The 15,515-nt window shown below is 71.2% G+C and carries 16 protein-coding genes; 4 read left to right on the plus strand and 12 right to left on the minus strand.

Annotation, left to right across the window (positions count from 1 at the left end; all coding sequences use genetic code 11):
• Nucleotides 1–29: 29 nt before the first annotated feature.
• The 3 genes from SGFS_RS30715 to SGFS_RS30725 form a co-directional block, all read right to left on the minus strand.
• Nucleotides 30–1,301: a sugar ABC transporter permease gene (locus SGFS_RS30715; RefSeq protein WP_286255101.1), complete on the minus strand. Its 1,272-nt coding sequence runs from the start codon at nt 1,299–1,301 to the stop codon at nt 30–32.
• Entirely contained in the window at nt 1,292–2,005 is a 714-nt protein-coding gene (locus tag SGFS_RS30720) for an ATP-binding cassette domain-containing protein (RefSeq protein ID WP_286260148.1), read from the minus strand. Before SGFS_RS30720 ends, SGFS_RS30715 begins: the two co-directional genes overlap by 10 nt.
• 84 nt (nt 2,006–2,089) lie before the next feature.
• Nucleotides 2,090–3,232 carry a sugar ABC transporter substrate-binding protein gene (locus tag SGFS_RS30725; protein ID WP_286255103.1) on the minus strand — a complete coding sequence of 381 codons (1,143 nt, stop codon included), beginning with the start codon at nt 3,230–3,232 and terminating at the stop codon, nt 2,090–2,092.
• Between the two features lie 170 nt (nt 3,233–3,402).
• On the opposite strand from SGFS_RS30725, the gene SGFS_RS30730 reads away from it, so the two are divergent.
• The 3 genes from SGFS_RS30730 to SGFS_RS30740 all read left to right on the plus strand — a co-directional run bounded on the left by SGFS_RS30730 (nt 3,403) and on the right by SGFS_RS30740 (nt 5,918).
• Nucleotides 3,403–3,624, plus strand: a complete 222-nt coding sequence (locus SGFS_RS30730) for a hypothetical protein (RefSeq protein ID WP_350284027.1) — start codon at nt 3,403–3,405, stop codon at nt 3,622–3,624.
• A 131-nt stretch (nt 3,625–3,755) separates the two neighbouring features.
• A complete protein-coding gene (locus SGFS_RS30735) occupies nt 3,756–4,820 on the plus strand; it encodes a right-handed parallel beta-helix repeat-containing protein (protein WP_286255104.1) in 1,065 nt (354 codons plus the stop codon).
• Nucleotides 4,821–4,862: 42 nt separating this feature from the next.
• On the plus strand, nt 4,863–5,918 hold the full coding sequence (locus SGFS_RS30740) for a methyltransferase (protein WP_286255106.1): 1,056 nt from the start codon (nt 4,863–4,865) through the stop codon (nt 5,916–5,918).
• Between the two features lie 84 nt (nt 5,919–6,002).
• Here the strand turns inward: SGFS_RS30740 and SGFS_RS30745 are convergent, their stop codons facing one another.
• The 9 genes from SGFS_RS30745 to SGFS_RS30785 form a co-directional block, all read right to left on the minus strand.
• Nucleotides 6,003–6,335 carry a TcmI family type II polyketide cyclase gene (locus tag SGFS_RS30745; protein WP_286255108.1) on the minus strand — a complete coding sequence of 111 codons (333 nt, stop codon included), beginning with the start codon at nt 6,333–6,335 and terminating at the stop codon, nt 6,003–6,005.
• A gap of 32 nt (nt 6,336–6,367) precedes the next feature.
• Nucleotides 6,368–6,847 (minus strand): SRPBCC family protein, encoded by a 480-nt coding sequence (locus tag SGFS_RS30750; protein ID WP_286255110.1) that lies wholly within the window; start codon nt 6,845–6,847, stop codon nt 6,368–6,370.
• 1 nt (nt 6,848) lies between these two features.
• Complete coding sequence (locus tag SGFS_RS30755) at nt 6,849–7,106, minus strand: acyl carrier protein (RefSeq protein ID WP_286255111.1); 258 nt, start codon at nt 7,104–7,106, stop codon at nt 6,849–6,851.
• 31 nt (nt 7,107–7,137) lie between these two features.
• Nucleotides 7,138–8,388 (minus strand): beta-ketoacyl synthase N-terminal-like domain-containing protein, encoded by a 1,251-nt coding sequence (locus tag SGFS_RS30760; protein ID WP_286255112.1) that lies wholly within the window; start codon nt 8,386–8,388, stop codon nt 7,138–7,140.
• Nucleotides 8,385–9,653, minus strand: coding sequence for a beta-ketoacyl-[acyl-carrier-protein] synthase family protein (locus tag SGFS_RS30765; protein WP_286255113.1), 1,269 nt, complete (start codon nt 9,651–9,653; stop codon nt 8,385–8,387). Before SGFS_RS30765 ends, SGFS_RS30760 begins: the two co-directional genes overlap by 4 nt.
• Nucleotides 9,650–10,093 (minus strand): cupin domain-containing protein, encoded by a 444-nt coding sequence (locus SGFS_RS30770; RefSeq protein WP_286255114.1) that lies wholly within the window; start codon nt 10,091–10,093, stop codon nt 9,650–9,652. Before SGFS_RS30770 ends, SGFS_RS30765 begins: the two co-directional genes overlap by 4 nt.
• Before the next feature lie 81 nt (nt 10,094–10,174).
• Nucleotides 10,175–11,332 carry a SchA/CurD-like domain-containing protein gene (locus tag SGFS_RS30775; RefSeq protein ID WP_286255115.1) on the minus strand — a complete coding sequence of 386 codons (1,158 nt, stop codon included), beginning with the start codon at nt 11,330–11,332 and terminating at the stop codon, nt 10,175–10,177.
• Between the two features lie 337 nt (nt 11,333–11,669).
• A complete protein-coding gene (locus SGFS_RS30780; protein WP_286255116.1) occupies nt 11,670–12,209 on the minus strand; it encodes a hypothetical protein in 540 nt (179 codons plus the stop codon).
• A 163-nt stretch (nt 12,210–12,372) separates the two neighbouring features.
• The gene (locus tag SGFS_RS30785) at nt 12,373–14,151 is read right to left on the minus strand and encodes an FAD-dependent oxidoreductase (RefSeq protein ID WP_286255120.1); all 1,779 of its coding nucleotides are present in this window, start codon (nt 14,149–14,151) and stop codon (nt 12,373–12,375) included.
• Nucleotides 14,152–14,623: 472 nt separating this feature from the next.
• Here SGFS_RS30785 and SGFS_RS30790 point away from each other — a divergent pair, with 472 nt between their 5' ends.
• Complete coding sequence (locus tag SGFS_RS30790) at nt 14,624–15,475, plus strand: aldo/keto reductase (RefSeq protein WP_286255121.1); 852 nt, start codon at nt 14,624–14,626, stop codon at nt 15,473–15,475.
• The last annotated feature ends 40 nt before the right edge of the window (nt 15,476–15,515 follow it).

A 15,515-nucleotide genomic window follows, 5' to 3' on the forward strand; every position in this document is an offset into this window, starting at 1 on the left:
GCCCTCGGACACAGACCCCGGGGCACTCCCTAAGCCCGTCCCCGGGACTCCGCCGCGCGTCGTGCCAGCGCGTCGAGGATCACCGCGATGAGCAGCACCCCGCCGGTGATCATGAACTGGACGGCGGGCTGGACGCCCAGCAGGGCCATGCCCGAGGCGATCGACTGGATGATGAGCACCCCGAGCAGCGCGGACCAGGTCGAGCCGCGGCCGCCGAACAGGCTTGTGCCGCCGATGACGGCGGCGGCGATGGCGTTGATCAACAGCATGCCGGAGCCCGGGACCTGGGTCGCGGAGGTGAGCCGCGACGCGACGAACAGGCCGCCGGCCGCGGCCAGGGTCCCCGACACCAGGAACACCGAGATCCGTACGCGCGCCACGTCGACGCCGGCCCGCCGGGCCGCCTCCACGCCGCCGCCCAGTGCGAGGACCTGGCGGCCGTAGGGGGTGCGGCGCAGGATGAGGTCCGAGACGACGAGCACGGCGAGGAAGATCAGAAGCGCCAGCGGCAGGCCCTCGAACCGGCCCAGCACGGAGACGGTGGTGAACGCGACCACCGCGAGGAGGGCCGTCCGCGCCCAGATCTCGCCCACCGGCCGGTACGGCATCCCGGCGGCGCCGCGACGCCTGCGGTCGTGGTACGAGGCGAGGAGGTACGCGGCCGTGCCGAGCGCGGCCAAGCCGTAGGTGACGACCGTGGAACTGAAGTACTGGCTGGTCAGCGTGGCGACCAGACCGTCCCCGCTGAAGCTGATGGAGCTCTCCGGCCCCAGCAGATAGAGCATCAGGCCGTTCCAGGCCAGCAGGCCCGCGAGGGTGACGACGAACGCGGGTACGCCGATCTTGGTGAAGACGAACCCGTGGAAGGCCCCGGCGGCCGTACCGCAGAGCACCGCTATGAGTACGGCGAGCCATTCCGGCAGGCCGTTGTTGACGCTCAGGGCCGCGAACAGGGCGCCCGACAGGCCGGCGAGCGAGCCCACCGACAGGTCGATCTCACCGATCAGCAGGACGAAGACGACGCCGACGGCGACCATGCCGGTGCCGACGATGTCCACGCTGAGGACGGACAGGTTGCGCGGCGAGAGGAAGTTCTCGTTGAGGCTCTGGAAGACCGTCCAGGTCACGGCGAGCGCGAGCAGCACCGGGACCGGGCCGAGCTCACCCTCGCGCAGTCTGCGGCGCACCGCGGCCTCGTACGTTCCGAGGCGGCCGGTGTGCCGGCGACTTCCGCCGTCGTCGGGCGCGGTGTCGGAGGCGTCGCGCGCCCGGGTCCCCCGCCACCTCCACCTCACGGCCATGTCTCCTCCGGGTGGACCGGCAGGTGGGGGGCGGAGTGGTCCGCCGCGCCGGTGACGGAGGCGATGATCTGTTCCTGGGAGGCGGTGTTCACGTCGAAGAGGCCGTTGTTGCGGCCGAGGCGCAGGACGGCGACCTTGTCGGCGACGGCCTTGATGTCACCCATGTTGTGGCTGATGAGGAGCACCCCGGCGCCCCGGTCGCGCAGTGTCTCGATGAGGTCGAGGAGCTGGTTGGTCTGTTCGAGGCCCAGGGAGGCGGTGGGCTCGTCGAGCAGGAGCAGTCTGGGCGCGCTGAGGAAGGAGCGGGTGATCGCGACGACCTGCCGCTGGCCGCCGGAGAGGGTGGCGAGCGGCACCCGCACGTCGGGGATGCGGGTGGACAGGGTCTTCAGCAGCTCGCGGGTGCGGCGCTCCATCTCGACCTCGTCGAGGATGCCGAACCGGTGGATCTCCCGGCCGAGGAAGAGATTGGCGACGACGTCGAGGTTGCCGCACATCGCGAGGTCCTGGTAGACGGTCGCGATCCCCAGGACCCGGGCGTCCTGGGGACTCTTGATCTGGACGGGGCCGCCCTCCCACTCGATGACCCCCTTGTCGGCGGGCGCCACCCCTGAGATCACCTTGACCAGCGTGGACTTGCCGGCCGCGTTGTCGCCGACCAGGGCGACCACCTCCCCGGCCCTGATCTCCAGCTCGACATCCATCAGCGCCTGGACGGCGGCGAAGCGCTTGGAGACGCCGCGCAGCGCCAGCAGGGGCTGAACCACGGGTCACCTCTCTCAGGGCCGTCAGATGAGCCCGGCCTCGGCACAGGCGGACCGGAGCTTCGGGGTGCAGATCTGGTCGATGGTGTACATACCGTCCTTGACCAGGGTGTCCTTGATGTTGCCGGCCGTCACCGAGACCGACGGGAGCAGGACCGCCGGGATGTCCTTGGTGGTGTCGCTGTCGACGGTTCCGGTGGCGATGGAGTCGACCTTCTCGCCGCGCCCGAGGGCGACGGCCATCTCGACGGCGGCGTCGGCCGCGGGCTTGTAGGGCTTGTAGACGGTCATGTACTGGTCGCCGCCGACGATGCGTTGTGCGGCCGCGAGGTCGGCGTCCTGGCCGGTGAGCGGGGGCGGCGGCTTGACCCCGCTGGCGCCGAAGGCGGAGACCACGGCACCGGCGAGGCTGTCGTTGGCGGCCAGTACGCCGTCGATGTTGGTGGCGCCGAGGGCGGAGATGGCGCCGGTCATGTTGACGTAGGCGTTCTCCGGGCGCCAGCCGACGGTGTCGTACGACTTGCCGATCTTGACCTTGTCCTTGAGGACGGCGAGCGCGCCGCGCTTGAACCAGCCGGCGTTGGGGTCGGTCGTGGCGCCGTTCATCATGACGATCTGGCCGCCGTCCGCCTTCTCGCCCATGCCCTTCAGGAGCCCCTCGGCCTGGAGCCTGCCGATGATCTCGCCGTCGAAGGTGACGTAACCGGAGATGGGGCCCAGTGCGAGCCGGTCATAGGCGACGACCGGGATGCCGGCCCGATCGGCGGCCTCGACCGAGGAACGCAGTGCCTTGGGGTCGACCGCGGCGACGATCAGGACGTCCATGCCCTTGGTGATCATGGCGTCGAGCTGTTGCCGCTGGACCATCGGCTCGGGTGTGGCGGCGACGGTCGCCGCCGGGCAGCCCGGACACAGTTCCTTGAGCTTCTTCTCGATCAGCGGTCTGTCGAACTGCCCGAACCGGGAGGCTCCGCCGCCGGGGAGCAGTACGCCGACCTTGAGACTGTCGCCCTCGCTTCCGCCCCCGCTGTCACCGCCGTCGCCGCCGCAGCCTCCGGCCAGGACCAGGCCGGCGGCGACCACGGCCGCCACGAAGACGCGGGACACGCGGGACGTACGGGTGGGGAACCTGCGCTTCACGGCCGAAAGGCCGACACCGAGACCCATTTTCGGTTCCTTAGGGAAATTTGTACGAGCTTACCCCGTAATCAACGCTTAATACCCAGGTTAGCCATGCGATGGGTGTCGTACTCATGTGCGTGGTTGGAGCGTGTACTCGGGTGGAGTCGAGTGCGTCCGCCCTGGTCGGCGCCGACGGGAGGCGGAACGCTGGGGGCATGAGCCAAGGCTGGGCGGCGTCCCGGAGACGCATCGGAGGCGCGGTGCTCGGCACCACGGCCGGCCTGACCGTCGCCGCCTTCTGGGACTGGTCGGACGACGCCGGCGGCCTGTACGGGATCGGCGTGGGGCTGGTCATGGTGGGGACCTTCGCGGTGTCGGCGGTGGTCGAGGCGGCGATGCGGGGCGGGCGGGGGATGGGGCGGCGGGTCGGCGCCTGAGCGCTCGCGCTGTGCGCGGCGCCGGGTGGCGCGCATGTCGGCGGGTCTCGTGCCCGCGTGACCGCGCATGACACGCCGCCGGATGGGCTATGCGCACCGTTCGCAGATCAGCAGGTCATAACGTGCGGAATATGACGAAATGCCATATCGCCTACCTGGCGTGCGCCGCGGCGCTCATCGGGGCGGGGCTCGGGGCCGCCCCGTCGACCGCCGCCGGCCGTATGACCCACCTGGTCTTTCCGGGGGAGTCCATCCAACGAGCGGTGGACGCCGCCGAACCCGGTGACACCGTTCTGCTGACCCCCGGCAGGTACCGGGGAAGCGTCGAAATCGACACGTCCGGGGTCACGCTGCGCGGCATGGGCCGTAGCACCGTCGTCGAACCGGGCACGAAGAAGGCCGTCAACCGCTGTGCGGAGGGCGGCAACGGCATCTGTGTGGTCGGGGCCAAGGGCCGGGCCGTCGAGGGTGTCACCGTCGCCTCCCTGACCGTGACCGGCTTCGCCGGGAGCGGGGTGTTCGCCCAGGAGACCGACGGGCTGACCGTGCGCAACGTGACCGCGGTGAAGAACGGGGTGTGGGGCATCGCCCAGGAGCGTTCGGTCCGGGGTGTGTTCCGGCAGAACACCGCCCGGGACAACGGTGACGCCGGTCTGTTCCTCGCGAACACGATCAAGACCGAGGAGGGCGCCACCGACACCGCAGGAACGGTGGTCCAACGCAACCGCCTGGAAGGCAACCGGATCGGCATCACCGTCCGGCGCCTGCGCAACCTCACCGTCGCGGACAACCACCTGACCGGCAACTGCGCGGGCGTCTTCGTCGTGGGCGACGAGAACAAGCCGAGGGCCGGCGCCGTGACCGTGGCCGACAACCGCATCCTGCGGAACAACAAGTCCTGCCCGAAGACCGCGCGGCTGGACGCGTTGCAGGGCATCGGCATCGTACTGACCGGCGCCGAGGACAGCCTGGTGACGCGGAACCGGGTCACGGGCAACGTCGGCAACTCCCCGCTGTCGGGCGGAATCGTCCTGTGGAAGAGCTTCGTGGGCACCACCAGCGAGCGGAACCGGATCACCGACAACGTGCTGGAGGGCAACGCCCCGGCCGACCTCGTCAACACGGACACCGCCGGCAGGGGCAACACCTTCAAGGGCAACACCTGCCGGGCGTCCAGGCCCGCGGGACTGTGCTGAACGGCCGTCGTCGCTCATCGACTCGAAGAAGGAAGGCCTGACATGACGACTGCTCAGACCGCACAGAATCCACAGACGGCATCGACCACCCCGCCGCCCGCCATGCGGTTCAGGGAACTCGTGTTCGGGGCCGCCTGTGCGGCAGCCCTCCGCGCTGCCGCCCGGCTGGGCGTCGCCGACGCCCTCGGGGACAGCCCGACGGACGTGGACGCCCTCGCGGCGGCCGTGAAGACCGAACCGAAGCCGCTGCGACGGCTGCTGCGGGCCCTGTCCTGCTACGGAGTCTTCGCCGAGCGGCCGGACGGGACGTTCGCGCACACCGACATGTCCCGGCTGCTGCGCGAGGACGATCCGCACAGCCTGCGCGCCATCGCCCTGTGGTGCACCGAACCGTGGACCTGGGACGCCTGGCCGAGGCTGGACGAGGCCGTGCGCTCCGGCCGTAACGTCGTCGAGGACCTGTACGGCAAGGAGTTCTTCGTCTACCTCAACGAGGACGCCCCGGAGTCGGCCGACGTCTTCAACCGCGCCATGACGACGTCCAGCGTGCAGTCCGCGCGGGACGTCGCCGAGTTCCTCGATCTGTCGGGGAGTTCGTCCGTCGCCGACATCGGCGGTGGGCAGGGGCATGTGGTGGCGAGCCTGCTGGAGAAGCATCCGGCGCTGCACGGCACCCTGCTCGATCTGCCGCGCGTGGTGGAGAACGCCGACCCGCGGCTGCGGCCGGGCGGATCGCTCGCGGACCGGATGCGTGTCGTCCCCGGCGACTGCCGCGTGGCCGTCCCGGTCCGGGCCGATGTGTACATCATCAAGAACATCCTGGAGTGGGACGACGACAGCACCGCCCGGACCCTGCGCAACGTCATCGAGGCGGGCGGCCCGGGAACCCGGGTCGTGGTCATCGAGAACCTCGTCGACGACAGCCCCTCGATGCGGTTCAGCACCGCCATGGACCTGCTGCTGCTCCTCAACGTCGGAGGGGCCAAGCACACCACCGACAGCATGGTCCGCAGGCTGACGGACGCGGGTCTGGTCATCGACGACGTCCGCCCGGTCAACCCCTATCTGCACGCGTTCGACTGCACCGTCCCCGAGTGACCGCGGACCGCCGCCGGGCGCGCGAACCTCGCGAGCCCGGCGACCGGCCGTCGTGGGGAGTCCGGCCGTCGTAGGGGGTCCGGTTCAGGAACCGCCGTCCCGCTCCCAGAGGTAGAAGCGCCTCGCCATCGCGTCCTTCGGGGAACGCCAGGTGGCGGGGTCGTACGCGCTGACATGGGCTGTCAGCCGGTCGCTGATGTCCCGGAACTCCGGATGCCCGGCCATCTTGGCGATGGCGGGGCCGGGGTCGCGCTCGGACTCGATGAGGTGCAGGTACACATCACCGAACTGGAAGAGGCTGCGCCGGGAGACCCCGATGAGGTGCGGCAGCTCCCCCCGGTCGGACTCCTCGAAGATCTTGGCGATGTCCGGGGCGGCGCCCGGAGCCATACGGGCGACGATCAGGGTTTGGTGCATGGGGGCGTTCTCCGTCCGGTTCTCCGTGCGGCTCAGTCGGTCAGGCCCGGCGCGGCGCCCCGCTCGGCGGCGGCCTTCTCGATGCGGTCCCGGATCAGGGCCATCTGGACCTTGGAGTTCCGGTTGATGTTGTCCGTCATCCACTTGTCGTCGACCGGTGCGTCAGGCTTCATCGCGAAGTCCTGCGTCCACACCATCCGGGTGCCGCCCGGCACCTTTTCGTAGCGCCACACGATGTTCATGTGGGCGAAGGGGCCGGTCTCGACGCGGCGGGCCCGCACGCTGAGCGCGTCGCGGTCCGTCTCCCGTTCCGAGACCCAGCTCCAGACCTTGCCGTTCTCGTCGGGGTGCATGGTCAGCCGGAAGGTGGTCTTGTTCCCCTCCTGGGACATGATCTCGGCGGAGGCGTACTCGCTGAACAGCCGTGGCCAGTTCGCCACGTCGTTGGTCATGTCCCACACCAGGTCGACCGGCGCGGCGATGGTGATCTCGTTCTGTGTGTGTCCGGCCATGTCAGGCTCCTGCCAGAAGTGCGCTGTTGGTGAGTTCGAGGAACTGCCGGGGGCTCTTGCTCTTCTCCGCGTCCGGTGGCATCGGCGTGCCGTACCGGTTCTCCAGCTCGCCCACGATGCCGAGGAGTCCGAGCGAGTCGATGCCGAGGGCGTCGAAGCCGGACTCGTACCGCTGCTGGAGTTCCTCCGGGGTGACGGTGACCCCGGCCGCCTTCTTCATGAGCTCGGACAGCTCCTCCACGGTGATGCGGTCACTCATGCTCTTTCTCTCCTTGCGTCGTGATGGATGGTCAGGAGGCGTCGCCGGGGCCGAGCCGGAGCACCAGCGCCGCGTTCGACCCCATGAGTCCTCGGCTGAGGACCAGCGCCGTGCGCGGCTCGGCGGCACGGGCGCGGGTGGTGACGAGGTCGAGGTCGTGGCAGACGTCGAAGACGTTGGGGGTGGGCGGGATCACGCCGTGTTCCATCGCGAGCACCGCCGCCGCGACGTCCAGCACGGCCGCCGCGCCGTTGCCCCGGCCGACGGCGGTCTTCGGCGCCGTGACGGGGACGCGGGTGCCGTGCGCGCCGAGGACGTCCGTGATCGCCAGCGCCTCGGCACGGTCCGCCGCCGGTACGCCGAGGGCGTCGGCGAAGACCACGTCGATCTCCTCCGGGGCGCAGCCGGCCTCGTCCAGGGCGATCCGGATCGCCTCGGCGAGTCCCGCCCGGGACTCCTCCCAGCGGGAGGCGCCGGTGAACGTCGCCCCGTGGCCCGCCAGGACGGCCCGCACGGGCGCGCCCCGTTCCCGGGCCGTGCCCTCGGCCTCCACGACCAGCATGGCGCCGCCCTCGGCGGGAACGAATCCGCAGGCCGCGGCCGTGAAGGGGCGGTAGGCGCGCGCCGGGTCGTCGACGGTGCTCAGCTCCTCGTAGCCGAGCTGGCATACCACCGAGTACGGAGCCAGCGGCGCCTCCGTCGCGCCGGCCACCATCACGTCGGTGCCGCGCCGCACGGCCCGCGCCGCGTGCGCCAGGGCGTCCAGACCGCCGGCCTCGTCGGCGGCGACCACACCGCAGGGGCCCTTGAAGCCGCGGCGGATGGAGATCTGGCCGGTGCTCGCGGCGTAGAACCAGGCGATGGACTGGTACGGCCCCACGAAGCGACTGCCCTTGCCCCACAGCTGCTGCAGCTCCCGCTGCCCGAACTCGCCGCCGCCGGAACCGGCCGCGGTGACCACGCCCACGGAGAACGGCGCGGCGTCGGTGGCGGGCCGGTCGAGGCGAGCGTCGTCGAGCGCCTGGTCGGCGGCGGCCATCGCGAAGTGCGTGAACCGGTCGGTCTGGACGAGGTAGCGCTCCTCGACCGCCGACGGCGGGTCGAAGTCGCGGACCTCGCCTGCCACCCGCAGCGGCAGGTGCTCGCAGCCCTCGCGGGTGACCCGGTCCAGGACACTGATGCCCTCCCTGGTGGACTTCCAGAAGGTCTCGGTGCTGGTTCCGTTGGGCGCGACCACGCCGATGCCGGTGACGGCCGCGCGCCGAGGACGCCGTTCACTCATCGTGTCTCCTTCCTCGGCAGCGTCAGGACCACCGCGGACTGGAAGCCGCCGAACCCGCTGCCCACGGAGAGCACGTTGTTCAGCCGTCGCTCACGGGCGACGCGCGGCACGTAGTCCAGGTCGCACTCGGGGTCCGGGGTCTCGTAGTTCGCGGTGGGCGGGACGACCTGGTGGACCAGGGCCAGCACACAGGCCACGACCTCGATCGCGCCGATCGCGCCCAGGGAGTGGCCCACCATGGACTTGATGGAGCTCATGGGCGTGTCGTAGGCGTGCGCGCCCAGGACCCGTTTGACCGCCGCCGTCTCGTGCCGGTCGTTCTGCACGGTGCCCGAGCCGTGGGCGTTGACGTAGTCGATCGCCGTGGCGTCGAGCCGGGCCTGGCCGAGGGCCTCCTCGATGGCCCGGGCCATCTCCAGGCCCTCGGTGGTCAGCCCGGTCATGTGGTACGCGTTGCCGAACGTGGCGTAGCCGCTGAGCTCGCAGTACACATGGGCGCCGCGGGCCCGCGCGTGTTCCAGCTCCTCCAGGACCAGTACGGCGCCGCCCTCGCCCATGACGAAGCCGTTGCGTTCCGCGTCGAAGGGACGGGAGGCGTGGGCCGGGTCGTCGTTGTTCGGGGAGGTCGCCTTGATCGCGTCGAAGCAGGCCATGGTGATCGGGGAGATCGGCGAGTCCGAGGCGCCGGCCAGGCAGACGTCGGCCCGGCCCTCCTCGATCGTGTGGAAGGCGTAGCCGACGGCGTCGAGGCCCGAGGTGCAGCCGGTGGAGACGGTCTGCACCGGCCCGCGTGCCTCGAACCGTTCCGCCACCGTCGAGGCGAGGGTGCTGGGTGCGAACGCCCGGTGCAGCTGCGGGCCGGCCTCCCGGTGGTCCACGTCCCAGCGCTGCCCGTGGCTGCTGACCAGGACGTAGTCGTGCTCCAGCCGGGTGGTGCCGCCGACCGCCGTGCCGAGGGAGACGCCGACCCGCCAGGGGTTCTCCGCGGCGAGGTCGAGGCCGGAATCCCGTATCGCCTCCTCCCCGGCGACCAGCGCGAACTGGATGTACCGGTCGCACCGGGCGATCTGCTCCGGGTCCAGCCCGTGGGCCGCCGGGTCGAAGTCGCACTCGGCGGCGATCCGCGAACGCAGCCCGGACGGGTCGAAGAACGTGATGCCGCGCGTCGCCGTGCGACCGCCCGCCAGGAGGTCCCAGAACGCCGGGACACCGATGCCGCCCGGGGCGACGACTCCTATGCCGGTGACCGCCACGCGCCTGGTCATGAGCGGACCTGAGCTCTCTCGGCCCGCCCCACGCCCCCGGCGAGCGGTACGCCGTCGGCGTCCTCGGTGTCGACGTGGCCGAGCGGCGGGCTCGGGGCCAGCGGGCCGAGGTGGAAGACCATACGGGCCTCCACCCGGCCGACGTTGCGGAAGCGGTGCCGCATATGGGCGGGGATCAGGAGCCCCTGCTCGGGCCGCAGCTCGTGGGGCTCGCCGTCCAGGTCGACCTCCAACTGCCCGCAGATGACGTAGATGAACTCCTCGGAATAAGGGTGGTAGTGCTCGGCGATGCGGTCGCCGGGCGCCACGATGGCCACGCCCATGAAACCGCTGGTGGAGCCGACCGTGGCGGGGGTGAGCATGGCCCGCAGATCGCCACCGCGCCGAGTGTTGGGCTCGACCTCGCTGACATCCACGATTCCGGGGTGACGTTTGATCACGACGTTCCTCCGAACATGAGCTGCATAGGACATGTGCTGCGTCGACAGGGGCGTGGCTGTCACGGCCCAAGTGCCGGTGGATCAGGCGTCGGGTGCGCGGCGGTCGGTGACGAGTTCCATCCGGGCGACCGTGAGGAGGCGGGCGGGGGCGCCGTCCTTCAGCACCGAACCGTCCGCTCCGAGCGCCCCGGCGTCGAGGAGGGCCGTCAGCTCGGCCGCCCGGCCGCGGTCCGTGAGGCCGAGCACGGGGCCGGGGTCGGCGTCGATCCCGCCGCGTACGTCGACCAGCCGTACGACGACGTCGTCGCGCTGGAAGATCGTGCTGCGCAGCACCGGTCCCCGCGGGTCGTCCGCCGCCGCCTCGTCCTGCCGCGCGAGCAGCTCGGCCAGCCGCAACCCGCGCCCCTTCAGGGCCGGGTAGTACAACGCGAGCCGCGCGGCGTCCGGGCTCTCCTGACCCGCCGTCACATGGTGTACGGCGGGCAGCGCCGCGCGCGTGAAGAAGAGCCGGGCGGACTCGGGGTCGTCGAGGTCCCGGTCCCGCTCCAGATAAGGGTTGATGGCCTCCTCGACGGCCCGCACCTCGGGCTGCCGGGCGACGTGGCGCAGCGCGGCGAGCAGGTCGCCCCGCACCTCGATGGCCCGGACCACGCGGTTGCCGTGCATGAACAGGGAGGTGCGGCACAGCCGGGTGGTGTCGTCGACGCGCGGCTCGGGCGAGGTGTAGTCGGCGAGGATCTTGGCGACCTTGTCCTCACTGCCCGGCTTGACCGTGAAGGTGAGCGCGTGCCGGATCACGCCGTCACCGATCCTGGGCGACGCCTGGAGCCGGCGCTTCGCGGGCTCGGCGCCCGTCGCCGGACCGCCGGTCTCACGGACGATGTGGAAGCGCAGCGACCGGGTGTCCCGGACACAACTGTGCAGGGGCTCCACCATCCGTACGTGTTCCTCGCTGTTCACCCAGGTGAGGAAGGGCGGGGCGCTCTCCCACTCACTGGTGATGAGCCACTGCGAGGGGTTCTCGATGGACTGGCACAGCTGGTCGCTGACATGCCCGGGGACGGACGCGACCTGGTTGCACAACTGCTCGTACGCCTCCAGGAACTGCTGCTGGGCACCGTCGTAGACGTCCACCAGCAGGACGACACGGAGCCTGGAGCCGTCGAACACGGACTGGGACACACGCTGCGACATCTGCTGCGCCAGCGGTTTCGAAACACGTTGGGACGTGGTGGTCATCCTGCGCACATCTCCTTCGGGGGAGCGTCGGTGAAGAACGTGGGCCGCCTCTGTACGGCGTCGGGGGCGTGCCTCGATCCTGAACCCGCCCCCACAGGCGCGCGACTCGTATGCACCGCGCGGGTGACCGGCCGTTCGGGGGAAGCGGGGCCGCCCGGCGCGCGGTGCGAGCGGCGGGCGGGGGGTGTCGGACGACGTGTTCGACGACGTGCTCGACGACGTGCCGTACGACGTGTCTTACGACGTGTCTTACGACTGAGGGGGCACCGGGGGGACCGGCCGTGGCCGCCACGCGGCGCGTCGTGGCGACCACGGTGGCTATCGCCTCCGGCATGGCTCAGGCCAGGCTTCCGGCTGCCCTCTTGCGGCGCCCGGCGTACAGACCGGCCGCGCCGATCGCGAGAACGGCCAGCCCGCCCGCGGTCACGGTGGGTGAGGCGAGCGCGCCGCCGCCGGTGTGGATTCCGCCGCTGGGCTTCTCGTGCTTGCCGCCGTAGGAGTCCTCGTGGTGCTTACCGCTCCACGAGTTCTCGTCCTTCCCGCTCCAGGAGCTCTCGTCGTGCTTGCCGCCGGACTCCTTGCCGTGCTCGCTGTCCTTGTTGTAGCCCTCCGAGTCCTTCGCGGAGCCCCAGCCGCCCTCGTCCACCGCGGTCAGCGCACCACCACCGGTGTGCATGCCACCGTGCGGGCGGCCGCCCTTGTCGTGCTCCTTGCCGTGCTCCTTTTCGTAGCCCTTGCCGTGCTCCTTGCCCTGTTCCTTGCTGTAGGAGGAGTCCGAGTGATCCCAATCGCCCCCGGCCGCGTAGGCGCCGGACGCGCCCAGAGCGAGGGCGGCCGAAGCCGCCGCGGTGGCCAGGAGGATGCGAACAGAGTGCATCTGACGTTCCTTCCGTCGACGGGCCGGGCAGCTGTCGTTTCGTCAGCTGTGGTGACCCGGCCCCGACGTGATCCACCGTCATCCAGCTCGCCTTCCGCCACCACTCAAGACGATCACTCGGGTGAACGGCGCGCCGCGCCGCGGCCGCCCCGTTCGCCGGCGGTCAGCCCGCCAACAGAGTGATCAGGACCTGCCGCAGCGCCGACTCGGCATCAGGGACCGCCCCCGACGACCGCCATGCCACGAACCCGTCGGGCCGGACGAGTACGGCGCCTCCACGCGTCATCCCGTGGGCGGCCGCCCAGTCCACGTCGCCCTCGGGCATCAGCTCGGCACCGGGCCCCGTGCCCACCCGGTACGAAGCGAGGGGGACGGCCATCGCTTCGGCGAGGCGGAGGGCGGCCTCGTGCCAGCCGCTCGGTTCGGCGGCGTCGCTGAGCAGGACGAGCGAGCGTTCGTACAGGTCCAGGGTGGAGATCGGTTCACCCCGGTGCCGTACCGCCACATGGGGCGCCCTGCTGCCGGGTTCGCCGGACAGGTCGAGGCGTTCCGGGACGACGGGGGTCGCGGGGTCGGCGCCGATGACGGCGCCCTGCGGGTAGCGGTAGCCGAGGGCCACGTTGAGGATGCCGCGCTGTGGGCCGCCGCCACCGCCCGCGACGGGTGGCGGGGCGAAGCCGGGGTGGCTGTGCTCGACCGAGCGTGCGGCGGCGCGGGCGCTGGTCGCCTCCGCCACCGGGCGGCGCTCGGCGTCGTACGTGTCCAGCAGGCCCTCCCCGGCCCAGCCGCCGAGCACTGCGGCCAGCTTCCAGGCGAGGTTGTGCGCGTCCTGGATACCGGTGTTGGAGCCGAAGGCCCCGGTGGGGGACATCTCGTGGGCCGAGTCGCCGGCGAGGAAGACACGTCCCGACCGGTAGCTCCGGGCGACCCGCTGGGCGGCGTGCCAGGGCGCCCTGCCGGTGATCTGTACGTCGAGGTCGGCGACGCCGACCGCGCGGCGGATGTGCTCGGCACACCGCTCGTCTGTGAACTCCTCCAGGGTTTCGCCGTGTTCGGGGTGCCAGGGGGCGTGGAAGACCCAGTTCTCCCGGTTGTCCACGGGCAGCAGCGCGCCGTCGGCGTCCGGGCTGGTCAGGTAGCAGACGATGAAGCGGCGGTCGCCCACGACCTCGGCGAGACCGCGGGAGCGGAAGGTGACGCTGACGTTGTGGAACAGGTCGCCGGGACCGCTCTGCCCGATGCCGAGCTGCTCGCGGACGGGGCTGCGGGGGCCGTCGGCGGCGACGAGGTAGTCCGCGCCGATGGTGGTGTGCTCGCCCGTCTCCCGGCTCTTGACGACCGCGGTGACGCCGGAGGAGTCGCTGTCGAACGACATCAGTTCGGTGCCGTACCGCAGGTCGCCGCCGAGCCGCTCGGCGTGCTCGTACAGCACCGGCTCCAGGTCGTTCTGGCTGCACAGGCACCACGAGCTGGGGCTGAACCGGGCCAGGCCGCCGCCCGCGTCGATCTCCTTGAAGAGCCACTCGCCCGCGTCGCCGACCAGGGTGGGCGTCTGCAGGATCCCGTGGTTGTCGGCCAGGGTGGCCGCGGCCTGACGGATCATCGGCTCGACCCCGGCCGCCCGGAACAGCTCCATCGTGCGGACGTTGTTGCCACGGCCGCGGGGGTGGATGGACGTGCCGGAGTGCCGCTCCACCAGTGTGTGCCGCACGCCCAGCCGGCCCAGGAACAGGGAGGTCGACAGGCCGACGAGGGATCCGCCGACGATGAGGACGGGAACGTGGTGGCGCCTCTGGGCGGTGGGGTCGGTGGGGGCAGTGGGGTGAATGGGGTGAGTGGGGTGAGTGGGGTTGTTGGGATCGGTGTGGCTGGCGTTGCCGGTCCGGCCGCGGTTGCCGGGGTTGCCGTCGGTGTGATCGGCTCGGTGGGATCTGTGGTTCATCGCTGGCCTCCAGCGCGTCGTGTCCGCTGACTCGGCCGGGTACGGCCGGAAGCTTCATCCATGCCCCACGGCGCGGACCGGGGCCCAGGCTTCACCCGCATAGGGCCCTTCTGACCCGCCGGGTTCGCCGAGTCGGCGGGCAGCTCCGCCGGATCGGACGCCCGGGGCGGACGCGCGGCCGGTGCCCGGCGCCCGCGGACCGTGCTTCCCGCGAGGGGTGTCGGGACCCGCTGCCGGAGAACTGCCCGTCGGCGCAACGGAGTTCACCGGTCGGCCGATCGTCCGCCGCTCGGTGAACTTCTCCTCCCGCGGCGACCACATAGGAGCTGATCCGGCGTTCTCACCTCAAGGACCGAACCCGGACGGCGCAGTCTTCGAAAGAGCGCGTCGGCGGCGTCGGCGGTGTACTGAACGCAGCCCGCCGGCCCCGCCCGCCACGTACGTACGTACGTATGTACGGAAGGAAGTCCCCATGCGGAACGTCACCCTCAACAACGGCGTCGAGATGCCGATCCTCGGATTCGGCGTCTACCAGATCCCGCCGGAGCAGACCGAGCAGGCCGTCCTCGACGCGCTCGCCGCCGGCTACCGGCTGCTCGACACGGCCGCCGCGTACGGCAACGAGGAGGCCGTCGGCCGGGCCGTCGCCGCCAGCGGCATCCCGCGCGAGGAACTGTTCGTCACCACGAAGGTCTGGCTGGAGGACGCCGGCGAGGAGAGGACCAAGCGCGCCTTCGCCGCCTCGCTGGGCAGGCTAGGTCTCGACCACCTCGACCTGTATCTGATCCACCAGCCCTTCAACGACGTCTACGGCTCCTGGCGAGCCATGGAACAACTGCACCGCGAAGGCGCCGTCAGGGCGATCGGCGTCGCGAACTTCTACCCCGACCGCCTCGTCGACCTGGCCTCCTTCAACGAGATCACCCCCGCGGTCAACCAGATCGAGACCCACCCGTTCTTCCAGCGCGCCGCCTACCAGGAGCTCATGCGCGAACACGGGGTGCAGATCCAGTCCTGGGGCGGCTTCGCCGAGGGCCGGGGCGGCCTGTTCACCCACCCGCTCCTGAGCGGGATCGCGGAGCGGCACGGCAAGTCCGTGGCGCAGGTGGTACTGCGCTGGCTCGTCCAGCGGGACGTCGTCGCGATCCCCAAGTCGGTCCACGCCGAGCGGATGGCGGAGAACATCGACGTCTTCGACTTCGAGCTCACCGACGAGCAGATGGCGGCCGTCGCCACCCTGGACACCGGCAGCTCCCTTTTCTTCGACCACCGGGACGCGGAGGTCGTCAGCCGGTTCGCCGCCCTCCGCCGCGAGACCGACTGACCTGGCGGTCCGACCGACCTGACGGGGCGGCCCGTCGCGG

Origin of the sequence: Streptomyces graminofaciens (assembly GCF_030294945.1) — a bacterium.
GTDB lineage: Bacteria > Actinomycetota > Actinomycetes > Streptomycetales > Streptomycetaceae > Streptomyces > Streptomyces graminofaciens.